Origin of the sequence: Pseudalkalibacillus berkeleyi (assembly GCF_021608225.1) — a bacterium.
Lineage (GTDB): Bacteria > Bacillota > Bacilli > Bacillales > Fictibacillaceae > Pseudalkalibacillus > Pseudalkalibacillus berkeleyi.
This window is the reverse complement of sequence record NZ_JAKIJS010000001.1, coordinates 2,218,984-2,236,636: the sequence shown is the minus strand read 5'-3', so window position 1 is coordinate 2,236,636 and position 17,653 is coordinate 2,218,984. Positions and strand designations below refer to the sequence as shown.

Sequence of the window (17,653 nt, the reverse complement as noted above, 5' to 3'; positions counted from 1 at the left end):
TGGAATGAATGAGAATACAAACGGTGTCCGAAAGATTTTATACCGTTCACACCTCTTAAACTCCGTCTATACGACAGTGCTGATTTTCTTCATCTTTCAAATCCTTTACTACTTTAAACCGAATGCCGATCCGATTGTAGTGAGCTTTATGATAACAGCTGCCGTTTTTATATTAACCCTATTGCTAGGGTTCACTTTCAGTTATCGAAAAGGCCAACATGTAATTAACAGACTTAATGAAATATCGGTAGCGATTGCGAAGTTATCTTTTAGTAACTTTGATTATAGAATTCAAGACTCGGAGCAAGATGAAATTGGTGCAATATGTTCAGACTTGAACGGGCTTACCATTAAGGTTAAAAAGCAAATGCAATCTTTGCAGAAGTTAGCGAATGAAAAAGCTGAATATGCAGAAAGAGCACACACTGCAGCAACAATTGAAGAACGTCAACGTCTTGCTAGAGACCTACATGATGCGGTCAGTCAGCAGTTATTTGCATTAAATATGATGTCATCGGCTGCAATGAAGTTATTTGATACGCACCCACAAAGAGCAAAGGCACAGTTAGAGCAAGTTGTAGAAATGGCAAATAAGGCTCAAGGAGAGATGAGAGCGTTATTGCTTCATTTACGACCCATAGATCTATCGGGTGAAAATCTACAAAAGGGTATTGAAGGTCTAGTGGAAGAATTGAAGCTTAAATCAGGAATCCATATTGAATCTGAAATTCATGACATTCCTGATTTATCAAAAGGCATTGAAGACCATCTGTTTAGATTAGTACAAGAAGGGCTCGCAAATGCACTTCGCCATTCTAATGCAAGCCGTTTGACGATTGTACTCAATCACACAGATCAGCATATCCGTATCCATATAAGGGACAATGGGGCTGGATTTGATTTGAAAGATAAGAAAAAAACTTCATATGGATTGAAAACAATGCAAGAGAGGTGTGACGAAATTGGGGGCAAATTTTCAATTACAACAGCTAAAGGGAAAGGTACAGCAATCGACGTAAGAGTCCCTATTGAAGAAAGGAGAGTATCGAGTGAGTGAAAAGATAAAGTTATTTCTCGTTGATGACCATGAAATGGTTAGAAGAGGATTAAGCTCTTATTTAATGACAGATCCAGACTTTGAAATTATTGGTGAAGCATCAAGCGGAAATGAAGCAGTGAAGCTGTTGCAGGAGCTCTATCCAGATATTGTTTTAATGGATTTAATAATGGAAAACGGAAATGGGATTGAAGCAACAAAGGAAATTATCAAGGCACATCCAGAATGTAAAATAATCATTTTAACGAGCTTCTATGATGATGAGCAAGTATTTCCTGCAATCGAAGCTGGAGCATTCAGCTATGTTTTAAAAACAGCATCAGCAGACGAAATTTCTGACACCATAAAAAAAGCTTATGTAGGTCAATCAGTTATCGAGTCGAAGGTAGCTCAGAAAATGATGAACCGGTTTCGAGGCAATGAAACCTTACCACATCAAGAACTTACCAAAAGAGAATTAGAAGTGCTTATTTTGCTCGGGGATGGTAAAACCAATCAAGAAATAGGTGAAGAATTATTCATCGGTATCAAAACAGTAAAGACGCACGTAAGTAATATATTAAGTAAGTTGCAAGTATCCGATCGGACGCAAGCAGCAATATATGCAAATCGAAATAAATTAACTATGTAAGACAAGGGTGACTGAAGAGTGTCGATTTAGATGCTGATCAGTCGCCCTTTGTTTGATATTATCTATACTTCTTCTAACATAGTGACGTTAACCGTCATTTCGTTTTCGGGTTCACGTTGAGGATAAATTCTCGCGGTATTTCCAGCTTCATCAACTCGTTGAATCCAAACAGGATCTCCTTTATAATGAACAGCTATTTCCTCAGGTGAATCTAATATTTGCTTTGCTCTACCAACGTTCATAATCAAACTCCTTCTTTTGTCTTTATTTTTATAGTTTTTATTTAATAAATGGATTTATACATAAAGGTTTCTCAAAAAAGACTTTGTAAGATTTTCATTCAATCGAATGAATTTTTTTTGTGATTGTCAGAACTATTCTGAATTAGATACGTCTTTAAAGTTGTATGTATGAACAGGGAGGTCAATTAAATGATTGAAGTGAAAAATCTAAGCCATCAATTTACAATCGGCAAAAAAGGAAAAGAATCGGTAATACCAGTGTTACGAAATATAAATTTAAAAGTTGATAAAGGAGAAGTCGTCACAGTCGTTGGGAGGAGCGGATCTGGAAAATCTACATTATTGAATTTGATCAGTGGATATATGAGTCCGGCAGAAGGTGAAATTTTCATCGATAGTAACAAAGTAAGTGACTTTAACGAAAGCAAATGGGCGGATTTCCGTTTAAACAATTTAGGATTCATCTTTCAAAGCTTTCAACTTATTCCAAGCATGACTGCGTTTGAAAATGTAGAACTTGCACTCACGTTAAAAGGTGTAAAGGTAGTGGAGCGCAGAAAACAGACAGAAGCAATTTTTCAGAAAGTAGGGTTGGAAAAATTTACGGAGCATTATCCGAGCGAACTTTCTGGGGGGCAACAACAGCGAGTAAGTATTGCTCGAGCACTTGTCTTGAACCCCCCAATTATCCTTGCAGATGAACCGACTGGAAGTTTAGATAGTGAAACAGAAGAGGAATTACTCAGTTTTATCAAAGAACTGAACCGAGAATTGGGTATTACTTTCTTGATCATTACCCATGATGACAAAGTCGCCCGTATCGGCAATCGGGTCATAGAAATTATGGACGGAAAGTTGAACAAGGAGGCATTTGCTTCATGAAATTTCGTGATCAGTTTAAATTCGTCCGTACAAACATGAAGAAGAACAAAAGTCGGATCTTTATGACCGTTTTAGCTACTGCCATGGGGTGTGCATTCCTCATCGTATTGGCATCCGTTGCATTTGGAATTCAAGAATCATTTGTAGAGGAAATGACATCCGGACAATTGATGACGGAAATTCAAGTTCACGGAAAAGAAGAAAAGAACCAGTTGACGATCGAGGACATTGAATACTTCGAGTCACTTGAAAATGTGGATGCAGTTACGCGTAGAAACTACTTACGACAAGACGCAGTTTTTCTTCTTGATCAGTATCGCCATACTGGTGGTTCAATCGTTGTACACTATCCCTCCGAAGTTAAAGCAGGGTTTGAACTATCTGAAGGACGTTTACCTCAATCGGAGGATGAAGTTGTCGTAGGATATGATTTCGCAAAAGGTTTAGCTGCATGGAACGGTGAAGGGGAACCACCTTATGGGGAAGATGGTGTCGTTAAGGAAGAGCTTAGTTATAATGGGGAAGTCCTGAATAAAACCATTCGTATGGATGTAAAGAAGGTACAAGAGAAAAAAGAAACGACCAAACAGTTCGATCTTAAAATCGTCGGAATTGGTAAGAAACCAACACGTGAATGGATGCATAATCGAGAAGTGTATATTTCACAAGCGGTATTAAGTAAGGTTGAAGCTTTTACGGGAATGAAAAATGGTGAAATAGGAGATCCGAACGCACCACCTAGCGAAAACCCCGAATCAGAAGCTTCAACTGAAGAAACGTATGATGAAGTGAAGATCTATGCCAATCATGCTGAATCAGTGAAGCATATTTCAGATTCGATAAAAGACAAAGGGTATTATTCATACTCAGTTGTAAGCGAAATGGAACAAATGAATTTGATTTTCTTGATTGCAAAAAGTGGCTTGATCTTCATCGGAACAATCGCCATTATCATCGCTTCAATCGGAATTTATAATACGATGACTATGGCGGTTACAGAACGTGCGCCAGACATCGGAATTATGAAAGCAATCGGAGCAAATCCAAATACAATCAAGCGGATCTTTTTGATTGAAAGCAGTTATATTGGCTTGTTAGGAGCGCTCTTTGGAACTTTGGTTGCTTATGGAATCAGTTATCTCGTTAATCTATTCCTACCGATGATCCTAGGTGGAGCATTTGGAGAGCAACCACCAGAAGACTTCATGTTCTCGAGTATTCCACTGAGCTTGACTCTCATCAGCATTTCAATTTGTTTGATTGTCACGATTATTTCTGGTTTGCGACCAGCAAGTCGAGCAACGAAAGTGGACGTACTTAAGGCGATGAGGAGAGAGGTTTAATTTATAAAAAAAGAAGCTGATTGTAATGAATCAGCTTCTTTTTGTTATTTAGATTTACTCAATTTTTTCTCAATCATTCCTGTTGTACAGCGTGAAATACAAATTAATTCATCTTCTTCATCGGTTAACTTGATTTCCCATACCATCGTAGTTCTCCCTTTATGTAGTGGAAGAGCGATTGCAGTTACGACACCGTCTCGCTTACTTTTTAGATGATTGGCATTGATCTCAATTCCAAAAACATTGTGTGTATCTAAATCTACGTTTAGAGCGGTGCCGATGCTTGCTGCTGACTCTGCGAGTGCAACGGACGCTCCACCATGTAAGTAACCCATCGGTTGTTTGGTCCGCTCATCTACAGGCATTGTCATTTTGACTACTGATTCGTTTGCATCTATAACTTCCATACCTAATGCACCAATCATAGTATTCGTGAAGTCCATATGAGAACAGCTCCTTATTCGAATTAAAACTGGATAAGATAACTAATTATGAGGCCTACGCCTAAAGCGAATCCGAACACTGTATGCATTTGAGCTGTCGCTTTCATAGCTGGCATCATATTTTCAGGTGTCCGCTCTCCGTGAAATAATTTTACAGCTTGAATTGCTTTTGGAATACTCAACAAGATGAGTAGGAGGTAAATCGATGCTTTACCGACTACAATCATCGAAAGGATCCAGGCAATGGAAAAGGCAAACATTGCCCCAAGAAATTGTACAGCTCGTTTATGTCCTAGAAGTATGGCTAAAGTTCTTCTGCCTCGCTCTTGATCTCCTTCAAGATCTCTGATGTTATTGGCCATCAAAATTGCGCCGATTAACGTAGAAACTGGGACAGAGATGAGCATACTATTTAATGTAATCAATCCGGTTTGGATATAGAAGGAAATCAATATGATGACAAACCCCATAAAGAAACCAGCTACAATCTCTCCGAATGGAGTGTAAGCAATCGGATAAGGACCACCTGTATAATAGTATCCTGCTGCCATGCAAAGTGTACCAATTACGGCAATCCACCAAGTTGTTGATGCACTTATATAGGCACCAAGCAATATGGCAGCTATAAAGAAGGCGACTCCAACAGCTAAAATGGTTCGAGGTGAAATACCGTCACGGACGATACCGCCTCCAATTCCTATAGATTCAGATGTGTCTAATCCTCTTTTAAAATCATAATACTCATTAAACAAATTGGTAGCAGCCTGTATTAACATTGATGCTATAAGCATGGCGAGTACCAAAAGCCAGTTAAGTGGGGTATAAAACATTGCAAGAACAGTACCGATAAAAACCGGAACAAAAGACGCTGTCAATGTGTGTGGTCGTAATTGACGGTACCATATTTTCATTTTCGACTCTTTGTCCGAATGAACTTTAAGTTGAGAAGTGCTATTAGAAAAGTCTTGTGCCATAATCGTTCACCTTTATCACGAATGTATGATTATCATCATTCTGTCGTATTTTTGCACTTAAGTGTATGAAACTTTTCAACATGGATATATACAAATGACCTAGTTGAACGTTCAGGTATAAAGTATAAGTGCAACGAAAGCTTTACCATCAAAATAGGTAGGCATCACCTAAGTTTACTTTATCCCTTCTAAGTGTATTCAATGGGTGTAGTGGTGTCAACTTGCTTGGATGGAAATAGATGTGAATGGTGGACAATGGAAAAACAACCTTTTTTCCTTTATAATAGTATCGATTAGAAACTTTATTAAAAAACATTAATGGAAGTAACTCATAAATAGAGAATAGACGTCGCAGGATCTTGGAGGGGAATGCTTTGGCAGCAGTTACACAACATGATTTAATTGAGCGCTTAGAAAGTGCCAAATATAAAGCACAATTGATGCAAAAAGAAATACTTGTCAGTCACAGACTGCAAGTTGATAATGTGGATCCACTTATCGTCTTTGCAAACAGTAACCATTTATATAAAGGGCAGCGATCTTTTTGGTCTGATGCATCAGGTGAATTAACACTTGTTGGTATTGGAGAAGCACGGAAATTTGATGTTGATGGTGATGAACGTTTTGCAGAGATAAGGGAGCAGTGGGGTTCACTCATTCAAACACAATTAGAGGATTTCACAACACCTTATAAATATGGGACAGGACCTATGATAATGGGTGGATTCTCATTCGATACAAAGAAATTCAAAACACCATTATGGACCAATTATGCTGATGCAAGCTTCGTATTGCCAGTACATCTGTATTCTTTCTTCAATGATCAAGCATTTTTGACGACGAATATGTTTGTTAAACCCGATTCAGATATACATGCACTTTTTGAGAAAGCGATGAAAGCGAGAGCACAAATACTCAAGAAATCCACAATCCCAAGTGGACTCGATCAATCATTTACCCTAACAGAGATTGATCCAGAACAGTGGAAAGAATCAGTTGCAGATACAACAGCAATGATTAATAAAGGTAAAATTGAGAAAGTGGTTTTGGCACGAGAAGTGATTGCACAAGCGGACGATGATATCTCTGCAATTGTAACGCTTTCTAACTTGCTTGAGCAGCAACCGAATAGCTTTGTTTTCGCATTTGAGAGAGGTCATAAATGTTTTCTGGGGGCTTCACCCGAACGTCTTGTACAGAAACAAAATAGTGAGGTACTCTCAACATGTCTCGCAGGTTCGATAAAAAGAGGCGACTTTCATACGGAAGATGAACGGCTTGGAGAGCAGCTTCTAAATGATCAGAAAAACCTTGAGGAACATGCCTTTGTCGTTCAAATGATAAGAGATGCACTTGAAGAGATTGCCGGAACGGTCCATATTCCGGATGGACCTACTTTGTACAAAGGACGAGACATCCAACATTTATTTACACCTGTGATCGTCAAACAAGCATCTAATATACCATTGATGGATGTAGTGGAGCGTCTACACCCTACTCCTGCATTAGGTGGTTTCCCTCAAGCGGAATCCGTTGAAATGATTAGAGAAAATGAAAAGCTTGATCGAGGTTGGTACTCCTCCCCAATAGGCTGGGTTGACTTAAAGGATCAAGGTGAATTCGCTGTTGCGATCCGTTCTGGGTTGATTAACGAGAACCATGTCTCTCTTTTTGCTGGATGCGGAATTGTTGCAGACTCCAACCCAGAGAGTGAGTACGAAGAAACACTGATAAAATTAAAACCGATGCTTTCTGCATTAGGAGGATCCTTTGAATGACTTTAGATCCACTGACAGCTTATGTTGGAGCTTTCGTAGATGAATTAAGTGAATCAGGAGTTGAAGACGTAGTCATCAGCCCAGGTTCAAGGTCAACACCGTTAGCTTTGATGTTTACACAACATCCGAAAATAAAAGGCTTGCTGAGCGTAGATGAGCGCTCGGCAGCTTTTTTTGCCTTAGGAATTGCAAAAGTGAAAGAAAAACCTGTAGCACTGGTTTGTACATCGGGTACAGCTGCCGCCAACTACTATCCCGCCATTATTGAGGCCGCTATCTCTCATGTCCCTTTACTCGTGCTGACTGCTGATCGTCCACACGAACTACGTGATGTGGGGGCACCACAAGCCATTGATCAAATTGGATTGTACGGCAAATATGTAAAATGGTTTCATGAAATGGCACTACCAGAAATGGATGACCGTATTCTTCAATATGTTAGATCTAATGCAAATCGAGCATACGCAGTATCTATGGATGCTAAAAAAGGTCCAGTCCAATTAAATTTTCCATTTAGAGAGCCTTTAATTCCAAACTATAACGCGCCTGATGCTTTTACATATGGGAAGAAAACCAATCAAGGTGCGTACCGCTCTTTCTTTTCAGGAAAAAGGGAGCTTTCTGAGCAGCTCATAACTGAATTAAAGGACAAGCTTGAAACTGTTGAAAAAGGTGTGATCGTGTGCGGACCAGGTACTTACAATCATGGAGTGGAACCGATCATTGATTTAGCAGAGAAATACCAACTTCCGATCTTTGCAGATCCATTGTCTCCCTTAAGAAAGGGCGAGCATAACAAAGATTTAGTTATAGAACATTACGATGCGCTTTTAAAGACTGATGTAATTCGTGATTGGAAGCCGGAACTAGTCATTCGATTTGGTGCAATGCCCGTTTCTAAGGCATATACCCAGTATGTTCAAAAGCATTCTGATTGCGAATTTTGGATTATTGATGAGGGAGAAGATTGGCGTGATCCGACTCACTCACAAGGGCGGATGATCTTTACTGATACAAAGAAATTTGCAGAAGGACTTACCGTCAACGCACACAAGTTGGGGTCCGAAACATCTTGGACAAATAATTGGATGAAGGCAAATGAAATTGCGCAATATGAAAAAGATAAATTTGTTGAGATAGATGATTTATTTGAAGGAAAAATATTTTCTCAGATTGAAAATTTAATACCGAACGATACAGCTCTTTTTGTAGGAAACAGTATGCCGATTCGCGATTTGGATTCATTTTTCGGAAAAACGAGTAAAAGTATACAATTCATTGCAAATAGAGGTGCAAATGGCATTGATGGTGTCATTTCCTCCGCTCTTGGTGTCGCTTCTAGTGGTCGCAAAACGGTCCTGGTTATCGGAGATCTTTCCTTTTATCACGATATGAACGGATTGTTAGCAGCAAAAATGTATGAGCTTGATATTACTATTGTCCTTGTAAACAATAGTGGGGGCGGGATTTTCTCTTTCTTACCTCAAGCAAAACACCCAGAGCATTTTGAACAACTTTTCGGTACACCGATTGACATTTCATTTGAGAAAGCAACGAATTTATATGATGGTCAATACCATTTGGTTCAATCATGGCTAGGTTTCGCAGAGGTTTTTGCGAAATGTATAGATGAAAAAGGGCTGAAGGTTATCGAACTGCAAACCAATCGAGAAGAGAATGTTCATCTTCATAAACAATATTGGGGAAATATTAATACAGCTATAGAGAGTCAACTAGGAAAACTGAGTGATGATTAATATGAACGATACGAATTATCATGTCCGCATTGAGGGAGAGGGAGAACCATTACTCCTTCTTCATGGTTTTACCGGCTCTTGTGTAGATTGGTTACCTTTCGTAGATAAGTGGAAGGACAGATATCAACTCATACTCGTTGATCTTATGGGCCACGGAAAAACGGACCACCCGAAAGATGTTGATGAATATGCAATGAATAAAGCGACAGAAGCACTCAATCATATTCTTTCTGAGTTGAAGATTGAAAGCGCGTACGTTTTGGGGTATTCTCTAGGTGGTAGAGTTGCATTATCTTTTGCGATGCGCTATCCAAAACGGGTGAAAAAGTTGATTCTTGAAAGTAGCTCACCAGGTTTACAAACTGAGGAGGAACGCCTTGAAAGAAAGCGAAGAGATGATCAATTAGCCGATCGTATTTTACGTGATGGAATTGAGTCATTCGTTCGCTTCTGGGAGTCAATACCATTGTTTAAAACACAGCTAGAGCTTTTGTCTGAAGAGGATCGAAATCGGTTACGTACAATGCGATTGCGTAATTCAGAAGTCGGTTTGGCAAACAGCTTGAGAGGTATGGGGACAGGTGTACAACCTTCTTGGTGGGCTCACCTTGAGCAGTTTGAAATTCCTACCACCCTTATTGTTGGTGAACGAGATCAAAAATTTCTCCGCATTGCTGAAGAGATGCTTAAATTAATTCCTTATGGTAATCTGGTTGTGATTGAAAATGCAGGACATACTGTACATTTGGAACAACCAGAAGCTTTTGCCCATACGGTTTTACAAGTATTACATAAAAGAAAGGATGACTGAAATGGCTACATTTGAATGGGTTGCAGAAAGAAATTACGACGATATTTTGTATGAAACATATAACGGTATCGCGAAAGTTACGATTAACCGTCCAGAGGTAAGGAATGCTTTTCGACCTAAAACAGTTCATGAACTAATTGATGCATTCGCATACGCACGTGATGACTCTAATATCGGCGTGATTGTATTAGCAGGTGCTGGGGACGATGCATTCTGTGCTGGTGGAGACCAAAAAGTACGCGGACATGGTGGATATGTGGGAGACGATCAAATTCCACGATTGAACGTACTTGATCTTCAACGCTTGATTCGTGTCATTCCGAAGCCTGTTGTGGCTATGGTTTCAGGATACGCAATCGGTGGAGGACACGTACTTCACGTCGTTTGTGACTTAACGATTGCAGCAGACAATGCGATCTTCGGTCAAACTGGACCGAAAGTTGGAAGCTTTGATGCTGGTTACGGTGCAGGATATTTAGCACGTATCGTAGGACATAAGAAAGCTCGTGAAATCTGGTACCTTTGCCGTCAATACAACGCTGATGAAGCTAAGGATATGGGACTTGTCAATACAGTCGTTCCTCTTGAGAAGTTGGAAGAGGAAACGGTTCAATGGTGTAATGAAATGCTTGAAAAGTCACCTACAGCCCTACGTTTCTTGAAGGCATCTCTTAATGCTGATACAGATGGACTTGCTGGCTTGCAACAAATGGGTGGAGACGCGACACTACTTTATTACACAACAGATGAAGCGAAGGAAGGTCGAGACGCATTTAAAGAAAAGCGCACGCCTGACTTTAAGCAATTCCCTCGTTTCCCTTAAAATTTAAGTTATGTAGGAGGTTTATAAGTAGAGACTTACTTATAAATCTCCTTTTTTCTCTAATCTGAGATAATTCTTTTCCTTGAAAAAGAGCTATTCGCCGCATATCTTGATCAAATCAGGAAGATAACTGGTGAATAAGGGCTATTACCTCACCAACAATACATAGCCTTCAGATTGCTTCAATTTATTATGCAGTAAAATCCTGACTAAGTGATTTAGTGGAGTGGTATAGATGACTGGAATCGAAATGAATAACTGGCTTCAGCAAAGAGCGTACCTGACCCCGAAGAGGACAGCGCTCATTTTTGAGAATCAAACTTGGACTTACGAACAACTGAATGATGCCGTTAGAATTTTAGCTCGGACATTAGCGGCTCAAGGTTTTCAGAAAGGGCAACATATCGGGTTTCTAATGGATAATCACCCTAATACGGTTATGCTTATTCATGCTCTCCACTATTTAAACGTAGTGATGGTTCCGCTCAACAAACGGTTAACACCAAAGGAAATTGATTTTCAGTTGAGAGATGCAGATGTCCATTTGTTAATTGTGGACGAAACTCATGAAAATATCTCAAACCAGTTGAAATTCGGTGAAATCATCAATATAGACGATTTACATCGTGAAGAACAAAAAGATCTCGAGCTTGAGGATTCCATCCACCTTGATGACCTTCATTCCATCATATACACTTCCGGGACAACAGGGCATCCGAAAGGCGTTATGCTGACTTATGGAAACCACTGGTGGAGTGCAACAGGATCAGCACTTAATTTAGGATTAAGAGAAGATGATCGTTGGTTATGCGCGGTTCCACTGTTTCATGTGAGCGGATTATCCATTTTGATACGAAGCGTTATTTATGGCATTACGATGGTTTTACATAGAGGATTTGAATCTGAAAAATTTGTGCGATCTGTACATGAAGATAAAGTAACGATCGCATCTGTTGTCAGCGTAATGTTGTCAAAGGTATTGGATGCTGACACATATGAACCGTTTCCGTCCTCGTTCAGATGCATGCTTTTAGGTGGGGGGCCTGCACCTTATCCACTTTTGAAAAGATGTGAAACGGAAGGAATACCCGTATTCCAAACTTATGGTTTAAGTGAGTCTGCTTCTCAAATTGTTACGTTGGCTCCTGAGGACAGCTTTCGTAAATTAGGGTCAGCAGGGAAACCGCTCTTTCCATCACAAGTTAAAGTTGTTCCAACAGAAGATCGAACTAATGATGACGCTGGAGAAATTTTCGTCAAAGGACCCAATGTTACAAAAGGATATTATAAAAAAGATCAAGTGAACGATGAAAAAATCATTGATGGATGGCTTTCTACTGGAGATATCGGGTATTTTGACGAGGAAGGATTTCTTTATGTGCTAGATCGTCGGAAAGACATGTTTGTATCTGGTGGTGAGAATGTTTATCCAGCTGAAATAGAAGCCTGTTTGTCAGGTCATGATGCTGTGGCAGAGGTTGGTGTAACGGGTGTAGCCGATGAAAGGTGGGGGAAGGTACCTGCAGCTTTCATCGTCCTTCGAGACCATACAGACATAACCAAAAAATCGCTCATCGATTACTGCGAAACACACCTTGCCCGCTATAAAGTTCCGAAAGTGTTTCAGTTCATAGACGAACTACCGAGGAACGCGTCCAATAAGATTTTACGAAGAGAATTAATCAAGTACCTTAATGAGGGGGAGTCAGAATGAACGTGAGGGGCGTTACGCTTTATAAAATTAAGCTCCCTCTAAAGCAGCCTTTTGTGACAGCCATACATACAGTTTCTGAGCGGAAGCTGTTGATCGTTGCGGTAGAATTTTCAGATGGATGGATTGGCTGGGGGGAGTGTTCAGCTTTTGATATGCCTTGGTACACGGAAGAAACGACTCAAACGTGTCAATATGCATTAGAGACCTACTTAATTCCAGAGTTGCTCGGGCATGGAGATTTTGACCATCCTCGCGAAATTCATACTGCGATGAAACGGTTTAAAGGACATCATATGGCAAAATCCAGTATTGAAACTGCGGTATGGGACGGATATGCAAAGTCCGTGCAGAAGTCGTTATTTGAAGTGCTTGGCAGTTCGAGAAAATCGATTGAGGTCGGCACAGCAATCGGAATGCAAACAAATATCGATGCGCTCCTTAACAGAATTGAAGAGGCATTGGAAACTGGATATAAGCGGATTAAGCTGAAAGTAAAGCCTAACCAAGATTTGGACATGTTGTCAGCAGTTCGTTCAAGGTTCCCGAATGCACCGCTTATGGTGGATGCAAATTCAAGTTATCATCTTTCTGATTTGGAGCGATTGAAAGAGATGGATGCGTTCAATCTAATGATGATTGAGCAGCCTCTAGGTTCAGAAGATTTTGTAGAACACTCCAAATTACAGCAGGCTCTCACAACGCCAATTTGTCTTGATGAAAGTATCACTTCATTCGGAACCGCTCAAACGGCAGTCGCCTTAAATAGTGCTAGAATCATTGCAATAAAACATAGTCGTGTTGGAGGTCATACGGAGGCAATTCGTATACATGATTTTTGTAAAATGAATGGGATAGATGTTTGGGCAGGTGGCATGATTGAGACAGGTATTGGAAAAGCGCATAATATCGCTTTAGCATCACTAGACGGGTTTGTTTATCCTGGAGATATTGCTTCTTCCTCTAAATACTGGCATCAGGATATCATTAAACCTGAAATTGAAGTGAAAAATGGACAAATTGCCCTTTCAGATGCCCCAGGGATCGGATATGAAGTCGATTTATCAACATTAGAGCGATATTCAGAAGAAATTAAGCGATTTTGAGGTGCTGAGCTGCAATCACAGAGGGATTATCTAGAAAAACACGTTTTTATCTAGAAAAGCACAATATCACCTCAACTCCCTCTCAATAATGAAAGGATGGACCTTCGTCCATCCTCCTTTTTTATCTTTATCGAATTACACCACATGCTACACGTTTCCCTGATTCACCAGATGGGTTGGATTTGTAGTCATCTGCTTTCTCGTGTATGACAAGCGCACTGCCATCTTCGTCAAGAAGCGTGTTTGATTTTCCTTTTTCCAATGTGACGTGTTTCGTATACGTGGTAAAGGAGACCATGCCATCCTCATCTACTTTCAAATTTGGTAAATCCCCAGCATGATAGCCTTTTGGGTTATTAAATCCATGTTCTTTAGTAAGCGGATTATAATGTTCGCCTGCAGATTTGAAATCAGGTGCTTCACACGAACCTGTTTCGTGAATATGATAACCGTGAACACCTGGAGAAAGGTTTGAAACCTTCATCTGAATCATAACCCCTTTTGGTGTCTCGGCAAGACGAGCCTGGCCAATCTTCTCTTTGCTATTATTGTAAAGATCCACTTGTTTATAGTTCTGATTCGAAGCATCACTGATATTAACAGGAACCGTATCGTTTTCATTAGCACTCCTCTGGTTTTCATAAGCACAAGCTGCCAGTCCTGAAAGAATCAGAAACGATGCAATACTCCACATGAACCAATGATTCAATTCATCCATCTCCTTTTCGAAGTTCTTGATTTATTTTTTGCAAATCTAGGATAAATATGTAAAATTAACTACATAAAACCATCTAATGTACTCGAAAATTTTCAATTTAAACCGATATAGAATATATGACAAAATGAATAAAAAGAGTAAAATCTCAGTTTATAGGGGACCTGGGTCATGTTTAATCGATTACAAGAAGAGCAACTACGCTCAATTTTCAATGGATTTAAAGATATGGTCTTTTTAATGGAAGTGGATCAAGGACCGGAATTTCGATATGTAACTGCAAATGATTCCGCGTTAAAGAATTCTGGGGTGACAGCTTCAGCCTTCGGAAAGAATATGCGGGAGGTTTTAACTGAAAATGTCTTCAACGAGATTCAACAAGCATATGAAACAGCTTATTTTACAAAAGAACCACATCATTATGAAATTGAAACAGAAGTGAAGGGCGCGTCAATGGTCGGAGAGACTATTCTTACACCGATATTGAATGAAAAGGATGAGTGTACCCATATCCTTGCGGCGGTCCGAAATATTACAAATAAAAAAAGAATTGAAAGTGAATTACAATCAAGTAAAGAAAGATACAGATATTTATACGAGAATACGCCAGCCATGTACTTTACTTTGAACAAAGCAGGTACGTTATTATCTTTTAATAAGACTGGGTCATCACGATTAGGATTTACGAATGAAGAACTCATAGGGAAACCTTTTACCAGACTGATAGATGTTCGAGATCAATCGAAGTTTAAAGCATTCATATCCCAGTTAGAATCTGGAACAGATCAAAGTATAGAAATAAGGCTAGTACATAAGAATAAACAATCTTTTTGGGTGTCACAGCGGATGAATGTGGTAACTAGAAATGAAGAAATAGAAATCGTTTGTGTCAGCCATGAGGTTCAGGAGCAGAAGGAAACAGAGGCTCAGCTTAAGGGACAGAAGCGCATTTTTGAGTTGATTGCAACTGATATTATGTTAGACGAAATATTAGAAGTAACAGCTAAGACTTTAGAGGACCATATTGAGCATACATTTTGTACGATTCATCTATACTCACAAGAGAATAATGAGTTACAACTTGCGGCGGCTCCGTCCATTTGTGAAAACCATTCACCTCAACTTTCTACAATGAATGTAGGTGAGGATGTGAGCGGATGTGGTAGAGCAGCAGCGTTGAAAAAGCCTGTTGTCGTATCAAATATAGAAGATGATCCTTTAAGTTTACATCTCCATAACTTTTTCTTTGAGTATTCAATAGGTTCATATTGGGTCATGCCAATTCTCTCATCCAAGAATGAACTTCTCGGTATTGTTACAATTTATAGTTTGAAAACGCGTTTACCGAGTAAAACCGACCAGCGGTTAATTAAAATGTATACAGATATTGCGGTCCTCGCAATAGAGCAAAAGCAGACAAAACAAGCATTGAGGGAAAGTGAGACAAGATTAAAAATCATGACTGAAAACATGTCAGATTTGATCGTGATCTTTGACTCAAAAGGCATTGTAAACTATGTATCTCCCGCATATCAAAAGATTTTTGGAAGACTTCCAGAGTTAGAAAATACTTTTAGCACTTACCTGCATAACGATGATCGAGAAAATGTATTGGAAACTTTCGAGACGCTGGTGCGCACTAAGGAAAGACAGGACGTAGAGTGTAAATATCGAAATGCTGATGGTGAATACGTTGTCATTGAAGCACGTGCCATGCCGGTATTAGACGCAAATGAAGAGGTAAAACAAGTAGTTGTCGTTGCCCGTGATATTACAAAAAGAAAGAAAACCGAAGAAACGATAAAGCATATGGCCTATCATGATTCTCTCACAGACCTTCCTAATCGTAGGAAGTTTCAAGAAGACCTTGATCAACTGATTATGCGTTGCAAGAATAGAAATTTAATTGCAGGCGTCTTATTTTTGGATATGGACAGGTTTAAAGTCATTAATGATTCCTTAGGGCATGCATTCGGGGACAGTGTACTCTCTGTTGTTGCTTCAAAGCTTAAGTCCGTCATCCAGGAAAATGGTCATGTTTATCGAATGAGCGGTGATGAATTCACTGTATTGGTGCCAAAGGTTATTCATATTTCTGATTTAACGAAGATTGCCAAAAAGATTTCACGATCTTTCGATGAGCCGATCATAATAGATGGCCATGAGTTTCATATTTCCTTTAGTATCGGTGTCGCATTGTATCCTGATGATGGTGAGGATGTTGAATCATTACTTGCTCACTCCGATATGGCAATGTACAGAGCAAAGGAAAAAGGTAGAAATGCTTATGAGTTTTACAGACCTTCTATGAACATTAACAATTATGAACGCTTGGTTCTTGAAAATGATTTGCATAAGGCAATTGAAAATAAAGAGCTTATCCTGCATTATCAACCACGTATTGATGTTGCGGCGAATGAGATTATAGGGGTTGAAGCCCTTGTGAGATGGAATCATCCACAATGGGGGATTATCTCACCTGGTCAATTTATTCCTTTGGCAGAAGAAACGGGTCTAATTGTAAAAATTGATAATTGGGTACTAGAGAATGCTTGCAAGCAGAATAAACAGTGGCAGGAAAAGGGATATCCACCGATTCGTATGGCAGTGAATTTCTCGGCAAGACAATTTCTGCAAAGGAATCTAGCTAATTCTATCCGAAAAGTACTACAGGATGTAGAGATTGATGGCAGTTGGTTAGAGATTGAAATTACGGAAAGCACACTAATGAAATATGAGGAAAGCATTGTGCAAAGCCTAGAAGATCTCGAGAAAATGGGGATTCGCATCGCAATTGATGATTTTGGAACAGGTTATTCTTCTTTAAGTTATTTAAAGAAATTTCATGTCCATTCATTAAAAATTGATCAATCCTTTGTAAGAGGTATTGGGAAAAGTCCAGATGAGGAAGCGATCGCAAAAGCAGTCATCAACCTTGGTCATAGTATGAAAATGCGTGTTGTTGCTGAAGGCGTTGAAACTGGGGAACAATTGGCATTTTTAGAAAGCCAAAATTGTAATGAGGTACAAGGCTATCATTTCTATCGTCCTATGGAAGCGGATATGTTGGATGAAATCTTGAAAAGTAACCGTTTAGCAACTTTATAAATCGTCAAATCATACGTCATGCTGTTCTATCAACTGAATCTGATCAATAAAATGAAAGTAATGGATCAGAGAGGGTGGAGTGTAATGGCGTATTTTTTGTTAACCTTTATGGCATTTGCATTTATGACGATTGGTGTTTGTAGTTTGCTGCAACGTTTTATCCGAATTGACACGACGGATTATGATGTCTATCATTTATGGGAAGAGTTCGATAGGAAGAAAGAGGATTATCACCTCTGAGTAGACAAAACATGAAATTGAGGAATACGCGT

The 17,653-nt window shown here is 39.4% G+C and carries 16 protein-coding genes; 12 read left to right on the top strand and 4 right to left on the bottom strand.

What is annotated here, in order from left to right:
* Positions 1–4: 4 nt before the first annotated feature.
* Positions 5–1,057 carry a sensor histidine kinase gene (locus L2716_RS11740; protein ID WP_236334831.1) on the top strand — a complete coding sequence of 351 codons (1,053 nt, stop codon included), beginning with the start codon at positions 5–7 and terminating at the stop codon, positions 1,055–1,057.
* Complete coding sequence (locus L2716_RS11735; protein ID WP_329610117.1) at positions 1,050–1,688, top strand: response regulator transcription factor; 639 nt, start codon at positions 1,050–1,052, stop codon at positions 1,686–1,688. The genes L2716_RS11740 and L2716_RS11735 overlap by 8 nt, the downstream gene beginning before the upstream one ends.
* 62 nt (positions 1,689–1,750) lie before the next feature.
* Here the strand turns inward: L2716_RS11735 and L2716_RS11730 are convergent, their stop codons facing one another.
* The gene (locus tag L2716_RS11730) at positions 1,751–1,930 is read right to left on the bottom strand and encodes an H-type small acid-soluble spore protein (RefSeq protein ID WP_236334829.1); all 180 of its coding nucleotides are present in this window, start codon (positions 1,928–1,930) and stop codon (positions 1,751–1,753) included.
* 189 nt (positions 1,931–2,119) lie between these two features.
* Here L2716_RS11730 and L2716_RS11725 point away from each other — a divergent pair, with 189 nt between their 5' ends.
* Both L2716_RS11725 and L2716_RS11720 read left to right on the top strand, forming a co-directional pair.
* Entirely contained in the window at positions 2,120–2,812 is a 693-nt protein-coding gene (locus tag L2716_RS11725) for an ABC transporter ATP-binding protein (RefSeq protein WP_236334827.1), read from the top strand.
* Positions 2,809–4,155 carry an ABC transporter permease gene (locus L2716_RS11720; RefSeq protein WP_236334825.1) on the top strand — a complete coding sequence of 449 codons (1,347 nt, stop codon included), beginning with the start codon at positions 2,809–2,811 and terminating at the stop codon, positions 4,153–4,155. The genes L2716_RS11725 and L2716_RS11720 overlap by 4 nt, the downstream gene beginning before the upstream one ends.
* A 44-nt stretch (positions 4,156–4,199) precedes the next feature.
* Here the strand turns inward: L2716_RS11720 and L2716_RS11715 are convergent, their stop codons facing one another.
* The gene (locus L2716_RS11715) at positions 4,200–4,598 is read right to left on the bottom strand and encodes a hotdog fold thioesterase (protein WP_236334822.1); all 399 of its coding nucleotides are present in this window, start codon (positions 4,596–4,598) and stop codon (positions 4,200–4,202) included.
* Positions 4,599–4,621: 23 nt separating this feature from the next.
* Positions 4,622–5,572: a 1,4-dihydroxy-2-naphthoate polyprenyltransferase gene (locus tag L2716_RS11710; protein ID WP_236334820.1), complete on the bottom strand. Its 951-nt coding sequence runs from the start codon at positions 5,570–5,572 to the stop codon at positions 4,622–4,624.
* Between the two features lie 374 nt (positions 5,573–5,946).
* On the opposite strand from L2716_RS11710, the gene L2716_RS11705 reads away from it, so the two are divergent.
* From L2716_RS11705 to menC, 6 genes are all read left to right on the top strand, one after another.
* Positions 5,947–7,350 (top strand): isochorismate synthase, encoded by a 1,404-nt coding sequence (locus L2716_RS11705; RefSeq protein ID WP_236334818.1) that lies wholly within the window; start codon positions 5,947–5,949, stop codon positions 7,348–7,350.
* Positions 7,347–9,107: a 2-succinyl-5-enolpyruvyl-6-hydroxy-3-cyclohexene-1-carboxylic-acid synthase gene (menD, locus tag L2716_RS11700; RefSeq protein WP_236334816.1), complete on the top strand. Its 1,761-nt coding sequence runs from the start codon at positions 7,347–7,349 to the stop codon at positions 9,105–9,107. Before L2716_RS11705 ends, menD begins: the two co-directional genes overlap by 4 nt.
* Positions 9,100–9,918 (top strand): 2-succinyl-6-hydroxy-2,4-cyclohexadiene-1-carboxylate synthase, encoded by an 819-nt coding sequence (menH, locus tag L2716_RS11695; RefSeq protein WP_236334814.1) that lies wholly within the window; start codon positions 9,100–9,102, stop codon positions 9,916–9,918. The genes menD and menH overlap by 8 nt, the downstream gene beginning before the upstream one ends.
* A 1-nt stretch (position 9,919) precedes the next feature.
* Positions 9,920–10,741, top strand: a complete 822-nt coding sequence (gene menB, locus L2716_RS11690; protein WP_236334812.1) for a 1,4-dihydroxy-2-naphthoyl-CoA synthase — start codon at positions 9,920–9,922, stop codon at positions 10,739–10,741.
* A 235-nt stretch (positions 10,742–10,976) separates the two neighbouring features.
* Positions 10,977–12,455 (top strand): o-succinylbenzoate--CoA ligase, encoded by a 1,479-nt coding sequence (locus L2716_RS11685; protein ID WP_236334810.1) that lies wholly within the window; start codon positions 10,977–10,979, stop codon positions 12,453–12,455.
* On the top strand, positions 12,452–13,558 hold the full coding sequence (gene menC / locus L2716_RS11680; RefSeq protein WP_236334808.1) for an o-succinylbenzoate synthase: 1,107 nt from the start codon (positions 12,452–12,454) through the stop codon (positions 13,556–13,558). The genes L2716_RS11685 and menC overlap by 4 nt, the downstream gene beginning before the upstream one ends.
* 127 nt (positions 13,559–13,685) lie before the next feature.
* On the opposite strand, the gene L2716_RS11675 is transcribed toward menC, so the two are convergent.
* Complete coding sequence (locus L2716_RS11675; RefSeq protein WP_408005306.1) at positions 13,686–14,267, bottom strand: superoxide dismutase family protein; 582 nt, start codon at positions 14,265–14,267, stop codon at positions 13,686–13,688.
* A gap of 177 nt (positions 14,268–14,444) precedes the next feature.
* Between L2716_RS11675 and L2716_RS11670 the strand changes: the two genes are divergently transcribed.
* Positions 14,445–17,381, top strand: a complete 2,937-nt coding sequence (locus L2716_RS11670; RefSeq protein WP_236334805.1) for an EAL domain-containing protein — start codon at positions 14,445–14,447, stop codon at positions 17,379–17,381.
* Positions 17,382–17,465: 84 nt separating this feature from the next.
* Positions 17,466–17,621 carry a hypothetical protein gene (locus L2716_RS11665; protein WP_236334803.1) on the top strand — a complete coding sequence of 52 codons (156 nt, stop codon included), beginning with the start codon at positions 17,466–17,468 and terminating at the stop codon, positions 17,619–17,621.
* Positions 17,622–17,653 lie beyond the last annotated feature (32 nt).